The 19,149-nt window shown below is 66.5% G+C and carries 19 protein-coding genes, 1 tRNA gene and 1 pseudogene; 11 read left to right on the forward strand and 10 right to left on the reverse strand.

The features are described 5' to 3' along the window. Positions 1-21: 21 nt before the first annotated feature. Positions 22-858, reverse strand: coding sequence for a helix-turn-helix transcriptional regulator (locus tag TX88_RS22500; RefSeq protein ID WP_044521721.1), 837 nt, complete (start codon positions 856-858; stop codon positions 22-24). 87 nt (positions 859-945) lie between these two features. On the opposite strand from TX88_RS22500, the gene TX88_RS22505 reads away from it, so the two are divergent. After that, positions 946-1,887, forward strand: coding sequence for an SDR family oxidoreductase (locus TX88_RS22505; protein WP_044520087.1), 942 nt, complete (start codon positions 946-948; stop codon positions 1,885-1,887). Here the strand turns inward: TX88_RS22505 and TX88_RS22510 are convergent. Then, a complete protein-coding gene (locus TX88_RS22510; RefSeq protein WP_044520088.1) occupies positions 1,868-2,695 on the reverse strand; it encodes a helix-turn-helix domain-containing protein in 828 nt (275 codons plus the stop codon). The two genes, TX88_RS22505 and TX88_RS22510, sit on opposite strands and share 20 nt — an antisense overlap. Before the next feature lie 167 nt (positions 2,696-2,862). On the opposite strand from TX88_RS22510, the gene TX88_RS22515 reads away from it, so the two are divergent. The 3 genes from TX88_RS22515 (at position 2,863) to TX88_RS22525 (ending at position 5,275) form a co-directional block, all read left to right on the forward strand. Then, positions 2,863-3,777 carry an alpha/beta hydrolase family protein gene (locus TX88_RS22515; protein WP_044520090.1) on the forward strand — a complete coding sequence of 305 codons (915 nt, stop codon included), beginning with the start codon at positions 2,863-2,865 and terminating at the stop codon, positions 3,775-3,777. 68 nt (positions 3,778-3,845) lie between these two features. After that, on the forward strand, positions 3,846-4,454 hold the full coding sequence (locus tag TX88_RS22520) for a TetR/AcrR family transcriptional regulator (RefSeq protein WP_044520091.1): 609 nt from the start codon (positions 3,846-3,848) through the stop codon (positions 4,452-4,454). Further along, positions 4,451-5,275 carry a hypothetical protein gene (locus TX88_RS22525; RefSeq protein WP_044520093.1) on the forward strand — a complete coding sequence of 275 codons (825 nt, stop codon included), beginning with the start codon at positions 4,451-4,453 and terminating at the stop codon, positions 5,273-5,275. Before TX88_RS22520 ends, TX88_RS22525 begins: the two co-directional genes overlap by 4 nt. A 144-nt stretch (positions 5,276-5,419) precedes the next feature. Here the strand turns inward: TX88_RS22525 and TX88_RS22530 are convergent, their stop codons facing one another. Then, positions 5,420-6,079 carry a TetR/AcrR family transcriptional regulator gene (locus tag TX88_RS22530; RefSeq protein WP_044520094.1) on the reverse strand — a complete coding sequence of 220 codons (660 nt, stop codon included), beginning with the start codon at positions 6,077-6,079 and terminating at the stop codon, positions 5,420-5,422. 72 nt (positions 6,080-6,151) lie between these two features. On the opposite strand from TX88_RS22530, the gene TX88_RS22535 reads away from it, so the two are divergent. From TX88_RS22535 to TX88_RS22545, 3 genes are read left to right on the forward strand one after another with little or no spacing between them, the layout of a single operon-like run. Continuing rightward, positions 6,152-6,832 carry a hypothetical protein gene (locus TX88_RS22535; RefSeq protein ID WP_044520095.1) on the forward strand — a complete coding sequence of 227 codons (681 nt, stop codon included), beginning with the start codon at positions 6,152-6,154 and terminating at the stop codon, positions 6,830-6,832. Next, positions 6,829-7,638, forward strand: coding sequence for an SDR family NAD(P)-dependent oxidoreductase (locus TX88_RS22540; RefSeq protein ID WP_044520096.1), 810 nt, complete (start codon positions 6,829-6,831; stop codon positions 7,636-7,638). Before TX88_RS22535 ends, TX88_RS22540 begins: the two co-directional genes overlap by 4 nt. Continuing rightward, on the forward strand, positions 7,635-9,080 hold the full coding sequence (locus tag TX88_RS22545; RefSeq protein ID WP_044520097.1) for a cytochrome P450: 1,446 nt from the start codon (positions 7,635-7,637) through the stop codon (positions 9,078-9,080). Before TX88_RS22540 ends, TX88_RS22545 begins: the two co-directional genes overlap by 4 nt. Positions 9,081-9,099: 19 nt before the next feature. Here TX88_RS22545 and TX88_RS22550 read toward each other — a convergent pair whose 3' ends face one another. The 6 genes from TX88_RS22550 to TX88_RS22575 form a co-directional block, all read right to left on the reverse strand. After that, on the reverse strand, positions 9,100-9,570 hold the full coding sequence (locus TX88_RS22550) for an SRPBCC family protein (protein ID WP_044521722.1): 471 nt from the start codon (positions 9,568-9,570) through the stop codon (positions 9,100-9,102). 123 nt (positions 9,571-9,693) lie between these two features. Next, positions 9,694-9,766: transfer RNA gene (locus TX88_RS22555), tRNA-Ala, on the reverse strand. 55 nt (positions 9,767-9,821) lie between these two features. Then, positions 9,822-11,027: a divisome protein SepX/GlpR gene (sepX, locus tag TX88_RS22560; protein WP_044520098.1), complete on the reverse strand. Its 1,206-nt coding sequence runs from the start codon at positions 11,025-11,027 to the stop codon at positions 9,822-9,824. A gap of 241 nt (positions 11,028-11,268) precedes the next feature. Next, positions 11,269-11,922 carry a GNAT family N-acetyltransferase gene (locus TX88_RS22565; protein ID WP_044520099.1) on the reverse strand — a complete coding sequence of 218 codons (654 nt, stop codon included), beginning with the start codon at positions 11,920-11,922 and terminating at the stop codon, positions 11,269-11,271. Positions 11,923-11,968: 46 nt separating this feature from the next. After that, positions 11,969-13,207 (reverse strand): molybdotransferase-like divisome protein Glp, encoded by a 1,239-nt coding sequence (glp, locus tag TX88_RS22570; RefSeq protein ID WP_044520100.1) that lies wholly within the window; start codon positions 13,205-13,207, stop codon positions 11,969-11,971. A 48-nt stretch (positions 13,208-13,255) separates the two neighbouring features. Beyond that, positions 13,256-14,185 (reverse strand): UTP--glucose-1-phosphate uridylyltransferase, encoded by a 930-nt coding sequence (locus TX88_RS22575; protein WP_044520101.1) that lies wholly within the window; start codon positions 14,183-14,185, stop codon positions 13,256-13,258. 27 nt (positions 14,186-14,212) lie between these two features. On the opposite strand from TX88_RS22575, the gene TX88_RS22580 reads away from it, so the two are divergent. The 4 genes from TX88_RS22580 (at position 14,213) to TX88_RS22595 (ending at position 18,909) form a co-directional block, all read left to right on the forward strand. Next, complete coding sequence (locus TX88_RS22580; protein ID WP_110918126.1) at positions 14,213-14,812, forward strand: 5-formyltetrahydrofolate cyclo-ligase; 600 nt, start codon at positions 14,213-14,215, stop codon at positions 14,810-14,812. A 19-nt stretch (positions 14,813-14,831) separates the two neighbouring features. Next, positions 14,832-16,067, forward strand: a complete 1,236-nt coding sequence (locus tag TX88_RS22585) for a PucR family transcriptional regulator (RefSeq protein ID WP_044520102.1) — start codon at positions 14,832-14,834, stop codon at positions 16,065-16,067. 125 nt (positions 16,068-16,192) lie between these two features. Continuing rightward, positions 16,193-18,025, forward strand: coding sequence for an amino acid permease (locus TX88_RS22590; protein WP_044520103.1), 1,833 nt, complete (start codon positions 16,193-16,195; stop codon positions 18,023-18,025). After that, positions 18,022-18,909: a universal stress protein gene (locus TX88_RS22595; RefSeq protein WP_044520104.1), complete on the forward strand. Its 888-nt coding sequence runs from the start codon at positions 18,022-18,024 to the stop codon at positions 18,907-18,909. The genes TX88_RS22590 and TX88_RS22595 overlap by 4 nt, the downstream gene beginning before the upstream one ends. Before the next feature lie 102 nt (positions 18,910-19,011). Here the strand turns inward: TX88_RS22595 and TX88_RS33945 are convergent. Further along, positions 19,012-19,149, reverse strand: a pseudogene (locus tag TX88_RS33945) (IS30 family transposase); the annotation flags it as partial.

A 19,149-nucleotide genomic window follows, 5' to 3' on the forward strand; every position in this document is an offset into this window, starting at 1 on the left:
CTATTCGACCGCATGGACGAATCACACTGCCGGCGCTCCAACCACCGAGAGCAACTGCAGTTTCTCGTAGCTCTCGCTGCCCGGTGCGGCGGTGTAGACCAGCAGCGAGTGGGACTGGTCAGGGTCCAGCAGAATCTGGCAATTGAGTTCCAGACTCCCGACCTCAGGGTGCCGATAGCGCTTGACGTCTCGCGGCCTGATGCCGACCTCGTGCCGGTTCCACAGGAGCCTGAACTCCTCGCTTTCGGCGGAGAGCAGTTCGGCGTATCCGGCGGCCTTCGAATCAGGACCGCGCAGTGCGAGCACGCCGCGAAGCCCGGAAACGTACATCCGCGAGTAGAACTGGTGATCTTCCGGCGGGTAGATGCAGCGCACGGCCGCGTCGGTGAACCAGCGATACCCGATGCTGCGAGACGGCCCGGTGTACCGGCAGAGGTCGCCGGCAAGGGCGACGCCGAGCGGAGTCTGCCGCAGCGTCTCCCCCAACTCGGTGACGATCTCAGCCGGGGTGTCGGTGAGCCGGTCGAAGATTCGCAGCATTCCGGGGCTGATGTGGTCACTGCTCGACCCACGCACCGGAGGCTGATGCCCGGCAAGACGGAAGAGGTGGTCACGCTCGTCAAGAGACAGATGGAGCCCCTGTGCAATCGAGGCGATCATCTGCTCCGAGGGCTGCGGGCCGCGTTCGCGCTCCAGCCGCGAGTAATAGTCGGTCGACATGTGGCACAGCGCGGCGACTTCCTCGCGCCGCAGCCCGCTCGTTCGGCGGCGTTGTCCACGTGGGAGCCCGACGTCCTCGGGTTGTAAGGCCCCGCGACGGCGGACGAGGAATTCTGCCAGCCCGGCTCGATCGATCATGCATGCCATCTTCTCTCGGGCCGGATCGCTCAGCCACGGATCATCAGACCGTGGATACGGCCGGTTCCGGCGGGCAATCTCGAGCACATGCCAACCGATTACGACATCACGATCGAGGACATGTCCGGCAAGCGTGCGGTGGTGACCGGCGCGAGCGACGGCATCGGCCTCGGCATCGCGTCGAGGCTCGCCGCTGCAGGCGCCGACGTGGTCATGCCGGTCCGAAACCCGCGCAAGGGCGAGGCAGCCGTCGCCAAGATCCGCGAACAGCATCCGCACGCGAAGCTGACGCTGGAGGAGCTCGACCTGTCCTCGCTGGCGTCGGTGGCAGCGCTCGGTGGGAAACTGTGCGCCGAGGGGGCTCCGATTCACCTGCTCGTCAACAACGCCGGGGTGATGACCCCGCCTGACCGGCAGACCACCGCTGAAGGGTTCGAGCTGCAGTTCGGCACGAACCACCTGGGCCATTTCGCGCTCACCGCCCACCTGCTGCCTCTCCTCAGGGCCGGCCGGGCACGGGTGACGTCTCAGACCAGCGTCGCCGCCCGCAGCGGCGCCATCAACTGGAACGACTTGAACTGGGAGCGCGGCTACGACGGCATGGCCGCCTATCGGCAGTCCAAGATCGCGCTCGGGTTGTTCGGGCTTGAGCTCAGCCGTCGCAGCGCGGCCTCGGGCTGGGGGATCACCAGCAACATCTCGCACCCGGGCGTCGCCCCCACCAACCTGTTGGCGGCACGCCCGGAAGTCGGGCGCGCCAAGGACACCGTCGGCGTGCGGCTGATCCGGTGGTTCTCGGCCCGAGGTCTGATCGTGGGGACCGTGGACAGCGCGCAACTGCCTGCGCTGATGGCCGCCGCTTCACCAGACGCCAAGGACAGCGCCTTCTACGGGCCCCAATGGCCGGGGCACGTCGGCGGCCCTCCCGGGGAACAGAAGCTCTGGAAGCCGCTGCGCGACAACGATGCCGCGTCCCGGCTATGGACGGTGTCGGAAGAACTCACCGATGTCACTTTCGCGTCGGGCTAGGCGCACTCCAACTCGCCATGATGCTCAACGCCTGCGCGGACGGGGAATTCGGTTCGGCGGTGTATCCGACGAGCGAAAGCCCCGGCGCCGCAGCGACCTCGAATACGTTGTAGGTGAGCGTGAGATCACCGAACTCAGGATGACCGAACCGTTTGACGCCGTGCCGGTGGGTGGTCACGTTGTGGGCCGCCCACCGGGCGCGGAACTCGACGCTCTGGGTGGCGAGCTCCCCGACGATCTGCGTGATGGCCGCGGAGTGTGGATCCCGGGCTGCCTCAGCCTGCAGCAGGCCGACCGCTTCGTCGGCACTGCGCTCCCATTCTGGAAACACTTGTGCAGCAGCAGAATCGAAGAATATGAACCTGGCAAAGTTGGGCCGCCCGAGCGCCCTGTCGTACAGGGGTGAGTACAGCAGTCGCCCCAGTGGGTTCGCGGCCAGGATGTCGAGGTTCCCGTCGAGAACGATCGCCGGGGAACCGGCCATGCCATCCATCAAGGCCTGAACGCCCTCGGGCAGCTTCTTGACCGCCGCGCGCTTGTTCCGCGTCGATGTGCGCGTGCCGGCCCCGGCTCGGACGAGGTCGAAGAAGTGAACCGTCTCGTCGTCGGAGAGCCGCAAAGCCCTGCTGATCGCCTGCAGTACCTCGTCAGAGACACCGGCGACGTTGCCGCGTTCGATCTGCGTGTAGTACTCGGTGCTCACGCCGGCGAGCTGAGCGGCCTCCTCGCGCCGCAGGCCAGGCACCCGGCGTCGCACGCCAGGGGCCAACCCGACCTGCTCCGGGGTGATCTTCGCGCGACGGGTCATCAGGAACGGCTGTCCTTGGCGATGTCCATGCCCTCACAGTAGGGAAACACCGCGCCCGTAGGCAGGGGTTGCCGGTCCCCCCTATAAGCAGCGTCTCCCCTACCCCAACAGCAAGCTCGTAGCGTCGGGATATCGCCAGATTCATCGAACAGAGAGAAGGCAGCGAGATGACCGACAACGCCGCACAGGAAGCATTCGACGGATTCGTCGAGTTGTGGACCACCGGAACGACGGCGGGCCGCCGCGCACCCGTGCTCCGCCGCCCCGACGAGGTGGGCCTGCAGTACGAGGACGTGGTCTTCCCGTCGATGGATGGTGTGCCGCTTGAGGGTTGGTTCATCCCGGCGGATTCGGACCGGCTGATCATCCACAACCACTTCCTGCCCGGAAATCGGTACGGCTACCCGGGTCACCTACCCGAGTTCGGCGGCCTTGGCGGTTTCGAGGTGAGCTTCCTGCCGGAGTACAAGGCCCTGCACGACGCGGGCTACAACGTCCTGGCCTACGACATCCGCAACCACGGGATGAGCGGGCAGGGCAACGGCGGCATCGCCGGTATCGGGCTGACCGAGTACCGCGACGTCATCGGATCGCTGCGCTACGCCGCGGCCAGGCCCGACACAAAGGGCATGAAGAAGGTGCTGCTGTCGGTGTGCCTGGGTGCGGATTCCACCGCCGTCGCGTGGTCCAAGCACCCCGAAGAGTTCTCCGAGATCCAAGCCATGGTCATGCTGCAACCCGTGTCCGGTAACTACATCGTCGAGGAGTTCGTCAAGGGCATCGGCATGGAGGACGGCTACGCCAAATTCGACAAGGCCGTCCACGAGCGCACCGGGTTCCACCTGTCCGAGCAGTCCCCGCTGGAGCACGTGAAGGCGGTGACGATGCCGACGCTGGTGGCCCAGGTTCACGACGACGTCATGACGCGACCGCAGGACGTGCAGGACATCTTCGACGCCATCCCCGTCGAGGAGAAGGCCCTGCACTGGATCACCGGAACCGACCGCCGATTCGACGGCTACAACTACTTCGGCGTGCATCCCGAGATTCCGATCGAATGGTTCGACAAGCACGTCAAGTGATCCCGTAGTTCGATTTCGCTGACACTCGTCATTGACGGCTGTCAGCGAATCGGCGTACGGTGGCCGCCATGACGTTGCGACAAGCACCACCCGTGGCCGAATCACCGGCCCGGGGCGTCCGTGAGGCGCGCCGGATCGAAACCCGGGCCCGCTTGTTCGACGCTGCGCTGGCCGAGATTTCGGACCGGGGCCTGGCCGCGGCCGACGTCAGCGCGATCGCGGCTGCGGCGGGTGTGGCGAGGGGAACGTTCTACTTCCATTTCCCGACCAAGGAGCACGTTCTCTTCGAGGCGGAACGCGACGAGGAGACCCGGATCGTCCGCGAACTCGACAAGGCCACGGGAGATCTGGAGTCGATCCTCACCCAAGTCGTCCGTCGTGTCCTCAGCGCCGAACGACGGTTGGGCGGAGCGGTTTTCCGGGACATGCTCGGCCTGCACTTCTCCTCGATGCGTCCGGTCGAAGACGAGTTGGCGCGGCACCCGCTCGCAGAGTTCCTGGTCGGGGTGATCAGCCGTTCGCAAGCGGCAGGGCAGGTGCCTGCCGACCGCAATGCGGGCGAACTCGCGACGTTCTTCCTCACCGGGCTGTTCGCATTGCTCGCCACGGGCGTATTCGACGCAGCACTGCTGAACCGTTATGTCACAACGATTGTCAAGGGGATGGAGAACCGATGAATCGCACAGGCATCGAGGGCTACCGGGATTTCCTGGCCAGGCGCGACGGCGAGGCCGACCTGCTCAACAGGCGGTTGGCGAATCGGGAGCGGTTCTTCGCCGAACTCGAGGCGAACCCCGTCCGGTCAACCCGTCCCGCCGACCGGACGATCTTCCTCCGCAACCTGCGCCGTCGACGCCCGGAACCGGGCCTGGACCGCAAGATGCTGTTTCTGCTGGCGACCGCCAAGCTCAATAAGGCTGAACGGTTCGGCGTAGGGCTCGGCGAAACCTACGGACGCAACAGCGACGAGGATCTGCCGCCGGAGAACGTCTACCTCGAACTCGAAGAGCACTATCACACCCGGCTGTTGGCATACGCGCTCGACGTCTTCGACCTGACCTTCCAGGTCGTCCCGCCGCCATTCGTGATGCGCCAGTTCGTGAAGACAGGAGTGTTCCTCCCCGAGCGGCTCGGCTTCATGTTCGTCGGGGCCGCAGAGATGGCGGGCTGCATCATGTTTGACGAATTGCGCCGCGCCGGCGCCGAGCTCTTCGCCGACGAACCCGAGGTCGCCGAACGGATCGAACTACTCTACAGCGAGATCCTCACCGATGAGATCGGCCATGTCGGCTACTGCGCGTCCCGGTGCACATCGGCGGAGCGCGCGGTCATGCGCCGGGCCTACCCCCTCATCGGACGGCTGTTCGCCCGCCAGACCGCCGAGATCAGCCTGCTGATCGACACCGAGGCATTACACGCACGCCTCGACCGGCCCTTCGATGTCGAAGAACTCACGGCCGGTCTGGGCAACGAGACGTACCTCGTCGCACACCCGTGAGGTCAAGACTGCTGATCCAGCGCCCTGCGACGAATGTGCAGTCTTTCGCGGCAGATTCACGGGTTTCGCATCGATAAGCGACACATTCGCCACAGCGTCTAACGGACGAACTGTTCCAACGGATGCACACTCCGTCACACGACATCACGACGGAGAAATACGGGCACGGGCCACCTGAGCCGCACCGTTGCCTGTGATCAGCCAGAGGGTTGCGAGCTGCGCTATGAAGTCGTCGAGGGACAGGTCGACACCGCCGTTGACGAACTCCAGGATGGCATCGGCGGTCCCGCCGACGATGAATGCCGGTGCCACCTTCGCCAGCGGATCTGCCTCAAGCTCGACACCGTGCACGGTGCGGCCGTGGTCGATGAGCACGTCCGTGAGCCGGTGCATGACCGTCGTGCGGTGCGCATCGAGTTCGGGGGACGCCGCGACCCCCCCGAGTAGGACACGGGCGCGACGCGGGTCGTCCACGAGTGTCCGCACTGCGGCAGCCACGCTCGCCAGGGCCTGGACCTCCAGTGGCTGTTCCGCGGCCGCGTCCGCTGCTGCCACGGTGGCGCTGCGTACCTCGTCGGCGATGTCGTCGACGACCGCAGCCGACAAGCCGTCGATGTCGGTGAAGCTCTCGTAGAAGTACCGCTTGTTGAGACTGGCTGCGGCACAGATCTTCTCGACTGTCACGCCCCGCCACTCGTTGCACGCCATCAGGTCGATCGCTGCATCCACCAGCCGCCCACGCCGTTGCCGGCGGCGAACGTCAGCCGATTGGCCGCCATAGGCGCGATTGGTCGTTGACACCACTCCCACATTCTGGCACGGTTCAGTACCAGATATTAGGCACGAATCCGTACCAGATATTCGAGAGAGGCACACATGGCCACCGCAGAAACAAGAGCGCGCGACACCAGCCGCACACAGGACGCCGCCAACGGGTCGGTGTTGAGCGATCTGCGCGAGTTATCTCTGACCTCACCCGCCCTGGCAGTCCGCCAGGGCTGGGACTACCTCCAGGACCTCGGCAAGACCGGGCGCCGCGACCAGCTCGCCGCACTTTTCGAACGCGGGCAGACACCCGAAGCACCCCACGGGGCGCTGGAAGGGCTGATCGTCGGCAACCTGTTCGGCATCCCCGAGGCTTATCTGGCCAATCCGCTGTTGAAGATCGACCCGACCTGGCGCGGAAAGACATTCGACACCGACACGGGTTTCAACCGTCTCGCCCCGTTGGCCAAGTACGCGATGCGGGTCATCGCACCTCTGTATCGCGGACTGCGCCGGGCCGGATCCGAGATGGTGGGTTTCGAATTCACTCACCGCATCGACACCGCGGCCATCCCGCCTTACATCAAAGTGCGTGCGCTGGACTACAGCCCGGCCGAGTTTCGAAACCCGAGCATCCGCACGTTCCCGATCAAGCGGACCCGCGACGAAATCGTGGAATTGCTGCCCGGTCTGTACCTCGGGCGGGCCCTGCTGAGAATGTCCAGCGGCGAGATCGGACTCATCGCGTACTTCGCGCTGCGGGAGTTCACGGACGAGAGCGCCAGTCGGTGATCGACCTCGCCGGAGCCGTCGCGTGCGTCACGGGTGGCGCCCGCGGCATCGGCCGCGCCACCGCGGTTGCTCTCGTTCAGCGGGGCGCAACGGTGTGGATAGGTGACCTGGACGGCGAGGAGGCCGCACGCACTGCCCGCGAGATCGGCGCCAACGCCGCACATCTCGACGTCACGGACGCGAAAAGTGTCGCGGCGTTTCACCTTGCGGCATCCGTTGACGGGCCGGTGGCGATGTTGGTGAACAACGCCGGCATCCAGCACATGGGCCCGTTCGTGGAACAGAAACTCCTGGCATACCACCGGGAGATCGCCGTCAATCTGACCGGCGTCGTCAACGGTATGCATGAATTCCTACCTGAGATGCTCGACCGCAATCACGGCCACATCGTGAACGTCGCGTCGATGGCGGCCAAGGTGACCACTCCCGGAATGTCGGTTTACTGCGCGACGAAGTACGCGGTGGCGGCGTTGTCGCGGGCTGTCCGCGCCGAAATCGCCCACACCGACGTCACCATCACTACGGTCATGCCTACCGCAGTCCACACCGACCTGACAGCAGGAGTCACCCTCGACCTTCTTCCCACCCGCCAGCCCGAGCAGATCGGAACCGTCATCGCCGACAGTGCACGCAGCCCCGGACGGGAGGTCACCGTCCCGAAATGGTTGTCGCCGTTCGGACTGTTGGAGGAGGCCACGCCGGAGCCGGTTATGCAACTGTTCAAACGACTGGCCACCCGAAACGAGCCGCCTGGCCATTTCGACGAAGACCGTCGCCGCGACTACCTGAATCGGATCAACCGATGACGGGATTGGCCACGTGTCTCACCTCCCCGGTGAACAAGCACCGCGTCCAAGCCATCGGCGCGGCCGTCACCTCACGATTTCCGAGCGGTGACCGTCCACTGGCCTCGCCACCGCCCGGGTCGAATCTCAAGCCCGTCATGGGCAACTACGGCTTCCCGTTCCTCGGCCACGTGTTGAGCTCATTGGCCGATCCCCTTGCTTTCGCCCGCGACCGATACGAGCGATACGGACCGGTGTCGTGGGCCGGGGGCGTCGGCTTTCGCGTCGTCGGCCTCATGGGCCCTGACGCCTTAGAAGCCGCATGGGTCAACCGGGACAAGGTCTTCTCCAGTACGCGCGGCTGGGCACCGGTCATCGGGCCGTTCTTCCACCGCGGAATGATGTTGCTCGACTTCGACGAACATCGCGACCACCGCCGCATCATGCAGCAGTCCTTCACCCGCAGCGCGTTGGACGGCTATCTGGAACTGATGCGGCCCAGTATCGATCGCACTCTGAGCAATTGGCGGTCGGCACAGCGGTTTCCGTTCTATCCGTCCATCAAGCACCTGCTGCTCGAACAGGCCGCGGAGGTGTTCGTCGGCACCCATCTCGGTCCCGAGTCCGACCAACTGTCGGCGGATTTCCACGACACCGTGCGAGGCGGGCAGGCGCTGGTCCGCGCGGACGTGCCCGGCGGCGTGTGGGCCAAGGGTCTACGGGCCCGGGAACGGCTCGAATGCTACTTCGCCGAGCAGGTTCCCGACCGCCAGGGCGGCGACGGCACCGACCTTTTCTCGATGCTGTGTCGCAGCGAGGATGAAGACGGCGCACGGTTCACGCCGGCCGACATCGTCAACCACATGATCTTCCTGCTGATGGCTGCGCACGACACCACCGCCATCGCGCTGTCCATGCTGACCTACGAACTGGGCCGGAACCGGCAATGGCAGGACGCGTTGCGCAAGGAGGCGATCAGCCTCCCGAATGACACTCCGACGGTGCTCGACCTGGAGGCCTACCCACTGCTCGATGCCGCGTTCAAGGAGATCCTCCGAATGTATGCGCCGGCCGGCGCGCTCTTCCGGCAGACCGTTCGCGACACCGAGATCCTCGGGCACTTTGTCCCACGCAAGACCCAGGTGGCCATCAATGTCTATGCCTCCATGCGGCTTTCCGACTGGTGGGCCGACCCCGACACGTTCAATCCAGAACGGTTCGTGAACAATTCCGAGTCCCGCGCCACGGTGAGCCGCTACGTGTTCGCCCCCTTCGGCGGCGGCGCCCACAAGTGCATCGGCCAGCAGTTCGCCGATATGACAGTCAAGACCACCATGCACCAGATGCTGAGACGGTTCGAATGGAGCGTGCCTGACGACTATCGCCCTCAGCTGACCTGGGGCACCGGGCCGACCCCTGCCGACGACCTACCGATCACCCTGCGATCGCGCGCGCTGACGTAGGCAACGCCCGCTACGCGAATCAAGTCGCGTAGCGGTCGTGCAACTTGGTCAACGTGGACTCGATACCCTTTGCGTTGCCCTTGGCGAAGCCCATTCGCTCGTAGTACTTCAGCGTGTCCTTGATCCGCCCAGTGTCGCGGTAATCGAATGTCTCTGTCACGCGCGTGAGGGTGGGGGTGAGTGCGGTGAATTCCCAGCGCCAACGGTGCCCCACCGGATGTCGCCATTCAAAGAGTTCGTCGGGTTTCACCGCGGTGACGACGCTGGTGATCCGGTAGGGCACCCCGTACATCCGCATCCCAGTCGTGAACTTCGCGCCCGGAGCGATGTCGTCCGGGCACGACACGTTGTCGCGGACGGTGCCCGAACCGTCGATCTCGTGGTGACGACGCGGGTCGGCGATCATGGCGAACAGTTCGGCCGCAGGGGCATTGACCTCCACGGAGCGGCTGACCTGATTCGGACCCGCGTCAACGATGCTGACGGCCATGGTGTGTCCTTCGATTCGCATTCGCTGTTCGACGACGCTACTACCGACGAACTGCGGCCGGTGCGTTCTCCAGGAAAGAGAAAGACCCGCCGTCTCCGGCGGGTCTTTCCTATTCGAACTCTGTGGAGCTAAGGGGAATCGAACCCCTGACCTTCTCGATGCGAACGAGACGCGCTACCAACTGCGCTATAGCCCCTGATACCGGAAGCAAAGGCTACCAGCACTGCGGCCGTGAGACGAAACCGGCCGCCCTACTGCCCGGAAGCGCGCGGTAGATCGTATTCGCGGGACATCGACGCGTACGACGCGTACGCCAGGTGCTCGAAGATCGGGTCCTCGTCGTCGATGTCGAGCACCACCGCGCCGGGCCTGCGCAGCCGGGCCGGCACCACGTCCAGCTTGTGGTCGTCGGTGTTCTCCACGCCCAGCCTGGACCGGGCCATCCGGTGCGCACGACGGCGACGCAGCTGCTCCTCGATGCGCGTCTGGCGGCGCAGGTAGGCCAGATAAAGCACGGTCAGCGTGCCGGCACCACCACACACCCACCACGCCGACGGCGTCACCAGGAAGGCTGCACCCGCCGAGAACAGCAACGTGGCGGCCAGCACCGCGAGCACGCGCTTGCGGAACTGGAACTTGCGGGCGCTGATCTCCGCGGCTTTCTTGGACTCGAACCGGCGCTGCCCGGTCGCGCTCAGCGACGCGACAGGCTCGTCGGCCTGCTGCTCGTCGGCCGGCTCGTCCTCGGCCTCGGGTTCCAGGCCCGACGTGTCGGCGACGTACTCGTACTCGTCGTCGGCGAGATCCTCCGGATCGTTGTCCTCCTGAACGTCCTCGAGATCCTGGACATCCTCGGCCTCGTCGAGATCCACTGCGATGCGCTCGGTTTGAGCCTCAGATTCGACAGCCTCGAAGCCCGCGATGGGCTCCTCGACGGGTTCCTCGACCGCGACGGGCTCGGGTTCCGCCTCAGCCTCCACCTCGGGCTCGGTCTCGAATTCCAGCTCGAGCTCGGGTTCGGCCACTGCCTCGGGTTCGGCCACTGCCTCGGCGGCCTCGGCCATCGCACCGACGGGAAGTGCGCCGGAATCCTCGTCGACGATGTCGACGTCGAGGTAGTCGGGTTCGGGGGTCTCGACGCTCACCGCTGCCACCACGACGGTGCGCTGCACTGTGGCGTGCACCCGCACCTCGACGGGCTCGTCCTCGACGTCTTCGTCGAGGTCCTCATCGAGGTGGTCGGCGGTGGGCTGCCAGTCCGGATCACTGTGATGCCCGGCGGCCGGGCCGCGTCGTAAGCGTTGGGCGTTGCGGCCGCTGTTGAGTACTCGTGTCGCCAGGGCGACGTCGCTGGTACGACGCACCGAGTCGCGCTTGCTGATCAACATCGGAACCAACACGAAAAGCCAGAGAACGACGAGGGAAATCCACAGTAGTGACTGGGGGATGCTTGGCATGACGCCTGCTCCTTTCCCCTTCAGGCTAGGTCTGTGACCAGCGCATCCATGGATGGCGCGCCGACACAATTACACACCTGTAATTCGATCGATACAAGCACCAACAGTCACATGTGTCACATTGGTAACAGCTGGCGAGACCAGTTTCGCTGAGATTGCTTCCAGGGCTGTGGATCCGGTGAAATCACGACCGCACGCGCAGTTTCGACGCGGCGCGCCGCAACGGAGATCCTGGCCGAAGTCAGCACCAACTGGCGCGGCCGGCCGAAACCAGGGCCTGGGCCGCCGAATGCTTGAGCTCCTCCAACGTGATCGCGACCAGGAGGTGGTCCCGCCAGGCGCCGTCCACCTCGAGATAGCGGCGCAGCAGCCCCTCCTCACGGAAGCCGACCCGCGCCAGCACGGCCCGGCTCGCGACGTTCTCCGGACGCACCGTGGCCTCGACCCGGTGCAACTGCACCCCGTTGAAGGAGTGGTCGAGCCCCAGCGCCAGCGCAGCGGTCGCCACCCCGCCGCCGGTCTTGTCGCTGGCCACCCAGTAGCCGATCCACGCCGATCGCAGTGCGCCATGGGTGACGTTGCCGATCGTGAGCTGGCCGGCGAACTGCCCGTCGAGCTCGATCACGTACGGCAGCATCCGCCCGCGCCGGGCCTCGCTGCGCAAGCCCGAGCAGATCGCGGGCCACGACGAAACAGCATGACGGACACGCCAATCCACGCCGCTGACCGGCTCCCACGGCTCCAGGTGGGCCTGGTCGGCCATCCGGATGCGGCTCCACACGGCCGCATCGCGCAGCCGCACCGGACGTAGCCGCACCACACCGGCCTGCACCCGCAACGGTCCGATCGGACCGGGCCAACCCGGGTGAAAAGCGTTGGACCGGAACAGGCTCATCCGCACAGTCGATTCGTCACACCGTCATTCATCGAATGAAGTCTTATCAGCCGCGCTGGGCCAGGAATGCGACATCCACGGTTTCGCCGGTGCGAACCTCGTCGACCTCACTCGGAATCACCACGAGACAGTTCGCCTCGGCGAGGGTGGCCAGCAGGTGGGTGGAGGCGCCCGGCGCCCCGCCCAGGGCCTGCACCAGGTATTCACCGGTGTCCTGGTCCCTCATGAGCTGCCCGCGCAGGTATCCGGTGCGGCCCGCCACCGAGCTGATCGGCGCCAGCGTGCGGGCCTTGACCACGCGCCGCATCGGCTGGCGCTTACCCAGCGAGAGCCGGATCAGCGGGCGGACCATCACCTCGAACACCACCAGCGCGCTCACCGGGTTGGCCGGCAGCAGGAAGACCGGAACGCGGTCGCGACCGAGCTGACCGAAGCCCTGCACCGATCCCGGGTGCATCGCGATCCGGGCCACCTCCATCTCGCCGAGTTCGGCGAGCACGGTGCGCACAGATTCGGCGGCGGCTCCGCCCACCGCACCGGCGATCACCACGATCTCGTTGCGATTGACTTGGCCCTCAACGGTTTCCCGCAGTTCTCGCGGGTCGGTGCTGATGATGCCGACGCGGTTGACCTCGGCACCCGCATCCCGGCCTGCGGCGGCCAGCGCGTAGGAGTTCACGTCGTACACCTGCCCGGTCCCCGGGCTGCGGGACACGTCGACGAGTTCGCCGCCCACGCACATCACGCACAGCCTCGGCCGCGGATGCACCAGCACCCGGTCCCGCCCGACCGCGGCCAGCAGCCCCACCTGGGCCGGGCCGATGATGGTGCCGGCCCGCACCGCGACGTCGCCGGGTTGCACGTCGTCGCCCGTGCGCCGGACATAGGCGCCCGAGCGCACGCTGCGCAGGATCCGCACCCGGCTCTCGCCGCCGTCGGTCCACCGCAACGGCAGCACCGCATCGGCCAGCGTCGGCATCGGCGCGCCGGTCTGCACCCGCGCGGCCTGCCGCGGCTGCAACCGGCTCGGGGTACGCGCACCCGCTTCGATCGCGCCCATCACGGGCAGGCTGATCTCACCGGCGCCGTCACCCACGGACAACACGTCGACGCTGCGCACCGCGTAGCCGTCGATGGCGGCCTGATCGAATCCCGGCATGGGCCGTTCGGTGACGACCTCTTCGGCGCACATCAGGCCTTGTGACTCGGCGATTGCCACTCGCACCGGTCGGGGGGCTACTGCGGCAGCGGCTACCCGAGCCTGCTGTTCCTCCACCGAACGCACAACACGCCTTCCTATGCCATCCGGGCCGACGTGCGGGCCAGCGTGTTGCTAGCCTTCCTGTCCGGTCAGACCCAATCGTTCGACCAACCACCGCCGCAAATCAGGGCCGTAGTCGTCACGTTCCAACGCAAAGTCAACCGCAGCCTTCAGGTAGCCGCCGGGATTTCCCAGGTCGTGTCGGGCTCCGCGGTGCACAACCACATGTACCGGGTGGCCCTCTTCGATGAGCAGCGCGATGGCGTCGGTCAGCTGAATCTCCCCGCCCACCCCGCGTGAAACGCGACGCAGCGCATCGAAGATCGCCCGGTCGAGAAGGTAGCGGCCGGCGGCGGCGTACGGGGACGGCGCATCGTCGGGCTTGGGCTTTTCCACCATGCCCTTGACCCGCAGCACGTTCGGGTTGGCCGCGTCGGGCACGGTCTCGACGTCGAACACGCCGTAGGCACTGATCTCGTCGCCGGGCACCTCGATGGCGCACAGCACGGAACCGCCGCGCTTGGCCCGCACCTTGGACATGGTCTCCAGGACACCGGTGGGCAGCACCAGGTCATCGGGCAGCAGGACGGCGATGGCGTCCTCGTCCGGAGCCAGCGCGGCCTCGACGCAGCTGACGGCATGTCCCAGGCCCAGCGGCTCGGCCTGCACCACCGACTCGACCTTGATCAGCGCCGGGGCGCGACGGACCTTCTCCAGCATCGTCTTCTTGCCGCGGGCCTCCAGCGTGCCCTCGAGCACCAGGTCCTCGACGAAGTGCGCGACGACGCCGTCCTTGCCTTCGGAGGTGATGATGATCAGCCGCTCGGCGCCGGCCTCGGCCGCCTCGGCCGCGACCAGCTCGATGCCCGGGGTGTCGACCACCGGAAGCAATTCCTTGGGGACCGTCTTGGTGGCGGGAAGGAATCGCGTACCCAGACCGGCCGCCGGGACCACGGCCGTGTAGGGAATCGGCACCTCAGGCGCCTTGTGAGACGTGCTCATCGTTCACACACTAACGTCCGTTCTGAAATGGTGGAGGGCGTGACCCCGCCGACGAAGACCGATTTGCGAACCGGCGTTCTCCGTGCAAGACGGGCCGTGCCCGCCGATCGCCGCGACAGTGAGGCGCAAGCGCTCAGCCGCTGGCTGCCCACTCTGGTGCGTAGCGGGCAAACGGTGTGCGCCTACGTACCGGTGGGCTCGGAACCGGGGTCGCAGGCCCTGTTGGACACCCTGTTGGAACTCGGTGTGCGCGTGCTGCTTCCGGTTGCCCGCAACGACGAGGACGGCCGGGGCCTGCCGATGCAGTGGGGCCCCTATGAGCCCGGCACGTTGGTGGCCGCCGAGTTCGGCCTGCGCGAGCCCGTGCCGCCGTGGCTGCCCGCCGGGCGGATCGCAGATGCCGAAGTGGTCCTCGTGCCCGCGCTGGCCGTCGACCGCCACGGCAACCGGCTCGGCCGGGGCGCCGGGTTCTACGACCGGACCCTGATCTACGCCGCGCCCCATGCGCGCCTGGTCGCGGTGGTGCGTGACGACGAACTCGTCGACGAACTCCCCTCCGATCCCCACGACGTGCGAATGACCCACGCACTGACGCCGTCGGGCGGAATCGTGACGTTGCAGCGCTGAGCTGGTCCAGAATCGTCAGGTGTCCGATCCGGTGAGCGCTGACTTCGGTGTCCGCATGCAGCTGATCGTCGACATGCTGGCTCAAACCCTGGACCGGGCCGTGCTGCTGGATGACGAGGAGCTGACCCCGGTCACGCACAGCCGTCAGCTCGGCGAACTCGACGACGTGCGGGTCCACAGCGTGCTGCAACGCGAGACCCGCGCGGAGGTCAAGGCGGCGCTGTTCGAATTCGGGATCGGCGCGGCGGACTCGGCAGTGTGGACCCCGGCGTTTCCGCAATACAACCTGATGCCGCGGTTCTGCGTCCCCGTCCGATCGGCGTCCGAGCGGTTCGGCTACCTGTGGATCATCGCCCCCGAGGGGTCACTGCCCGAGCACGGTCAGCAGCTGGCCGAGCGGGCGGGTGCCGACCTGCTGGCCATCCTCGACCGCCGCAACGCGGCGCTGCGCTCCGAGGAGTCCGCGCAGCAGGGCCTCCTGATGCGGTTGATCGCCGCCGAAGATCCCGGGCAGGCCCAGGCGGTGGTCGCCGAACTGCACGCCAGGGCGATGGCCGACCCGCACGACGTGGTCCAGGTTTTCGGGTTCGAGCCCGACCCTGACGCCGCGGGCGATCCGGTCGATCGGAGCATGGCGTTGCGTCTGCGGTTGGCGGCCACCGACCGGACGCGCCGGTGGTACACCCTGGCCGGATCGCCGACGACGATCCTCGCGGTGTCACGTTCGGACGCCGGGTCCGCCGCGACCGCCGACACCGTTGCCCTGGCCGTGCGGGCCAGCTACGGAACCCACCCGGCCATCGGCAGCTCCGGCGCTCCCCTGCCGATAACGCAAGCGGCCCTTGGCTTTCGCCAGGCGAGGCTGGCGCTGACGCTGGCAGAGGTCGGCGCGGGCAGCGCCCAGGTGGCCGACTGGTCCGCACTCGGCTCGTGGCGCACCCTGGCATTGCTGGGCCAGGCCTACGGGCCGGACCGGCTCGACGAACTGGTCCACCCCGGCATCGCCGCCCTGATCGAGCAGGGTCGCGACGACCTCCTCCGCACGCTGGAGACGTACCTGGCCAACGGCGGTGACGTGCGGCGCACTTCCGAGGACATGTATCTCCACCGGTCCACGCTGTACTACCGGCTGGAGAAGCTCACCGAGGCCGTCGGCAGCGATCTCGGCGACGGTGAGACCCGTTTCGATCTGATGCTGAGCCTGCGGCTGGCGCGCCTGGCCGGGCTGTACCGGCCGGGTTCGACAGCTGTCTGAACGAGCCGGCCGAGTTTCCTACAGTTTCGGCCCGATTTCGGCTCCGTCGACCCGTCGCCAGGCATAGCGTTCTGTTCTGGCCGCTTGTGACCTGAGTCACACATCACGGAGGAGTCGGTAGGCAAATGGGTGAAACACCCGCACTGAAAAAGGCGCTCAGTCAACGACAACTGCGGATGATCGCAATCGGTGGTGTCATCGGCGCCGGACTGTTCGTCGGCTCCGGGGTGGTGATCGGCAAGACCGGCCCGGGTGTCTTCATCACCTACGCCCTGGCGGGCGTGCTCATCATCATGGTGATGCGGATGCTGGCCGAGATGGCCGTCGCGAATCCGTCGACCGGATCGTTCGCCGACTACGCGCGCAACGCGATGGGCAACTGGGCGGGCTTCTCGGTCGGCTGGTTGTATTGGTACTTCTGGGTGATCGTCGTCGGCTTCGAAGCCATCGCAGGCGCCAAGATCATCCAGTACTGGATGGACGTACCCATCTGGCTGACGGCACTGATCCTGTTGATAGCGATGACGGCGACCAACCTGTTCTCGGTGTCATCGTTCGGCGAGTTCGAGTACTGGTTCGCCGGCATCAAGGTGGCCGCGATCCTGGCGTTCATCGGGCTGGGTTCGCTGTATGTCATCGGATTGTGGCCGCACAAGGACATGGACTTCTCGAATCTGTGGGCCAACGGCGGGTTCTTCCCGCTGGGCGCCATGGCGGTCACGGTCGGCGTGGTGACCGTGATCTTCTCGATGGTCGGTGCCGAGATCGCCACCATCGCGGCCGCGGAATCCGCCGATCCGGAGCGCGCCGTGGCCAGGGCCGCGAACTCCGTGATCCTGCGTATCGCAGTGTTCTTCGTCGGTTCGGCGTTCCTGCTCGTGACGATCCTGCCGTGGAACAGCGAGCAGGTCGCCGCATCGCCGTTCGTGTCGGCCTTCACCGAGATCGGCATCCCCTACGCCGACCACATCATGAACGCCGTGGTGCTGACGGCGGTGCTGAGCTGCCTGAACTCGGGCATGTACACCGCGTCGCGGATGCTGTTCGTGCTGGCCGCCCGGCGCGAGGCACCACCGCAGTTGGTCGCGGTGACGCGGCGCGGCGTGCCGGCGACGGCGATCCTCGCCTCATCGGTCATCGGCTTCCTCGGCGTGATCGCCTCGGCCTTCTCGCCGGACTTCATCTTCAAGTTCCTGCTGGACTCCAGCGGGGCCGTGATCCTGTTCGTCTACCTGCTGATCGCGATCTCGCAGATCGTGCTGCGGTACCGGACGTCGGCCGACAAACTCAAGGTGAAGATGTGGCTGTTCCCGGTCTTGTCGATCCTCACCGCGGGTGCCATTTTCGCGATCCTGGTGCAGATGTTCGTGCAGGGCGGCGACAACCGCAAAGCATTGACCATGAGCCTGTTGTCGTGGGCCGTCGTGATCGTGCTGTTCCTGGCCAACCGCTGGTTCATCGGGCACCGGCCCGAGGTGGCCGGGGTGTCGCCGGCGCCCGGCGCCGAACATCCGCACCGGGTTCTGGTGCTGGCCAACGAGACTGTGGAATCCAACGAACTGCTCGAAGAGCTGCGGCGCATCGGCGCGAACCGCGACGCGGTCTATCAGGTCGTCGTGCCCGCCAGTCCGATCGATACCGGGGTGGCCGCCACCCACGGTCCACTCGACATCTCGGAAGCCACCACGCGTGCCGCCCAGCGCCGCCTCGATCAGACGCTGAGCACGCTGCGTTCCGAACAGTTGCAGGCCGACGGCGAGCTGGGTGACTACCGTCCGCTGCGGGCCCTGGCCCATGCCGTCGAGACGTTCCGGCCCGACCAGATCGTGATTTCCACACTGCCGCCCGAGGATTCGGTGTGGCATCGCTTCGACGTCGTCGACCGGGCCCGCTCCGAATACCAGGTCCCGGTGACGCATGTGGTGTCGCGGGTGCGCACCCAGGAGCACGCGTCGTGACCATTCTCGCCGCGTTCAGCGCGAGCCGGCACAGCAGCGCACCGCTGAATCTGGCCATCCAGCTCGCGCGCACCACCGGTGAGCAGGTGATCGCCGCGGCGGTGGTGGAACGCGCCTGGCCACCACGGGACGACCCCGTCGAGGGCGAGTATCTGGCATACGTGCGCGCGCAGGCCACCCAGGCACTGCAGCGCGCGATCGCGGTGCTGCCCATCGACCTCGATGTCACCCCCGTGGTACACGAATCCACGTCGATACCAACCGGTCTGATCGAGCTCGCGGATGCCCACCGGGTGACCGTCGTGTCGGTCGGGTCGTCCTCTTCGGGGATGATCGGCCGGGTCACGCTGGGCAGTGTCACCGAGCGCCTCGTGCACACCGCCCGGGTGCCGGTGGTCTTCGCACCGCGCGGGTACACCCAGACCGACGCGCCCATCCGCCGCCTCACCGCGGCCTACGGCGGGGAGGCCGACGTCAACGGACTCATCCCGGCCACCGCTGAGCTGGCCGCGGATTGGAAGGCCAAGCTGCGCATCGTGTCGTTCACCGTCCGCAACACCGCTGCGTTCGCCGGCACCATCGAAACCTCGGCCGAGGAATTGGTGGTCCAGCAGTGGTCACGACGGACGATTGCCGAGATCACCAAGCAGCTCAACGCCATTCGTGACCGGATGGCGGTTCCGGATGTCGACGTGGTGGTCGGCGCCGGCCACGATTGGAACTCAGCCGTACAGAGCATCGGGTGGGACGCCGGGGACATGCTGGTGCTCGGCTCGGGTGCGGCGGCCCCGAGTGCGCAGGTGTTCCTCGGCTCGGCCGCGGGCAAGATCCTGCGCCACTCACCGGTTCCGGTGATGATCGCGCCGAGCTACCAACAGCGCTAGATTCTCCGCACCCCGGGGCCAGGTCATCCGCGCAGGACCAATGGTGTGTCCGCACACACTGCGACGAGTGTGTAGCTTCTTGCGCTGTTTTCGCCGGCGGTTTCAAGGGGCTAGTGCAACAGCTGGATCGGACGGGTTGGACAGTAGTTGGTCAAGGGCTTGGGCGGGTGTTTTCCAGCCCAGGGTTTTGCGTGGCCGGTTGTTGAGTTTGGCGGCGACGTAGTCGAGGTAGTCCTCGGG

This window comes from Mycolicibacterium septicum DSM 44393 (genome assembly GCF_000455325.1).
Lineage (GTDB): Bacteria > Actinomycetota > Actinomycetes > Mycobacteriales > Mycobacteriaceae > Mycobacterium > Mycobacterium septicum.

Coding starts and splice junctions, on each gene's coding strand:
- TX88_RS22500 (WP_044521721.1), bottom strand. CDS start 858: ATGATCGATCGAGCCGGGCTGGCAGAATTCCTCGTCCGCCGTCGCGGG.
- TX88_RS22505 (WP_044520087.1), top strand. CDS start 946: ATGCCAACCGATTACGACATCACGATCGAGGACATGTCCGGCAAGCGT.
- TX88_RS22510 (WP_044520088.1), bottom strand. CDS start 2,695: ATGACCCGTCGCGCGAAGATCACCCCGGAGCAGGTCGGGTTGGCCCCT.
- TX88_RS22515 (WP_044520090.1), top strand. CDS start 2,863: ATGACCGACAACGCCGCACAGGAAGCATTCGACGGATTCGTCGAGTTG.
- TX88_RS22520 (WP_044520091.1), top strand. CDS start 3,846: ATGACGTTGCGACAAGCACCACCCGTGGCCGAATCACCGGCCCGGGGC.
- TX88_RS22525 (WP_044520093.1), top strand. CDS start 4,451: ATGAATCGCACAGGCATCGAGGGCTACCGGGATTTCCTGGCCAGGCGC.
- TX88_RS22535 (WP_044520095.1), top strand. CDS start 6,152: ATGGCCACCGCAGAAACAAGAGCGCGCGACACCAGCCGCACACAGGAC.
- TX88_RS22545 (WP_044520097.1), top strand. CDS start 7,635: ATGACGGGATTGGCCACGTGTCTCACCTCCCCGGTGAACAAGCACCGC.
- TX88_RS22550 (WP_044521722.1), bottom strand. CDS start 9,570: ATGGCCGTCAGCATCGTTGACGCGGGTCCGAATCAGGTCAGCCGCTCC.
- sepX (WP_044520098.1), bottom strand. CDS start 11,027: ATGCCAAGCATCCCCCAGTCACTACTGTGGATTTCCCTCGTCGTTCTC.
- TX88_RS22565 (WP_044520099.1), bottom strand. CDS start 11,922: ATGAGCCTGTTCCGGTCCAACGCTTTTCACCCGGGTTGGCCCGGTCCG.
- TX88_RS22575 (WP_044520101.1), bottom strand. CDS start 14,185: ATGAGCACGTCTCACAAGGCGCCTGAGGTGCCGATTCCCTACACGGCC.
- TX88_RS22580 (WP_110918126.1), top strand. CDS start 14,213: ATGGTGGAGGGCGTGACCCCGCCGACGAAGACCGATTTGCGAACCGGC.
- TX88_RS22590 (WP_044520103.1), top strand. CDS start 16,193: ATGGGTGAAACACCCGCACTGAAAAAGGCGCTCAGTCAACGACAACTG.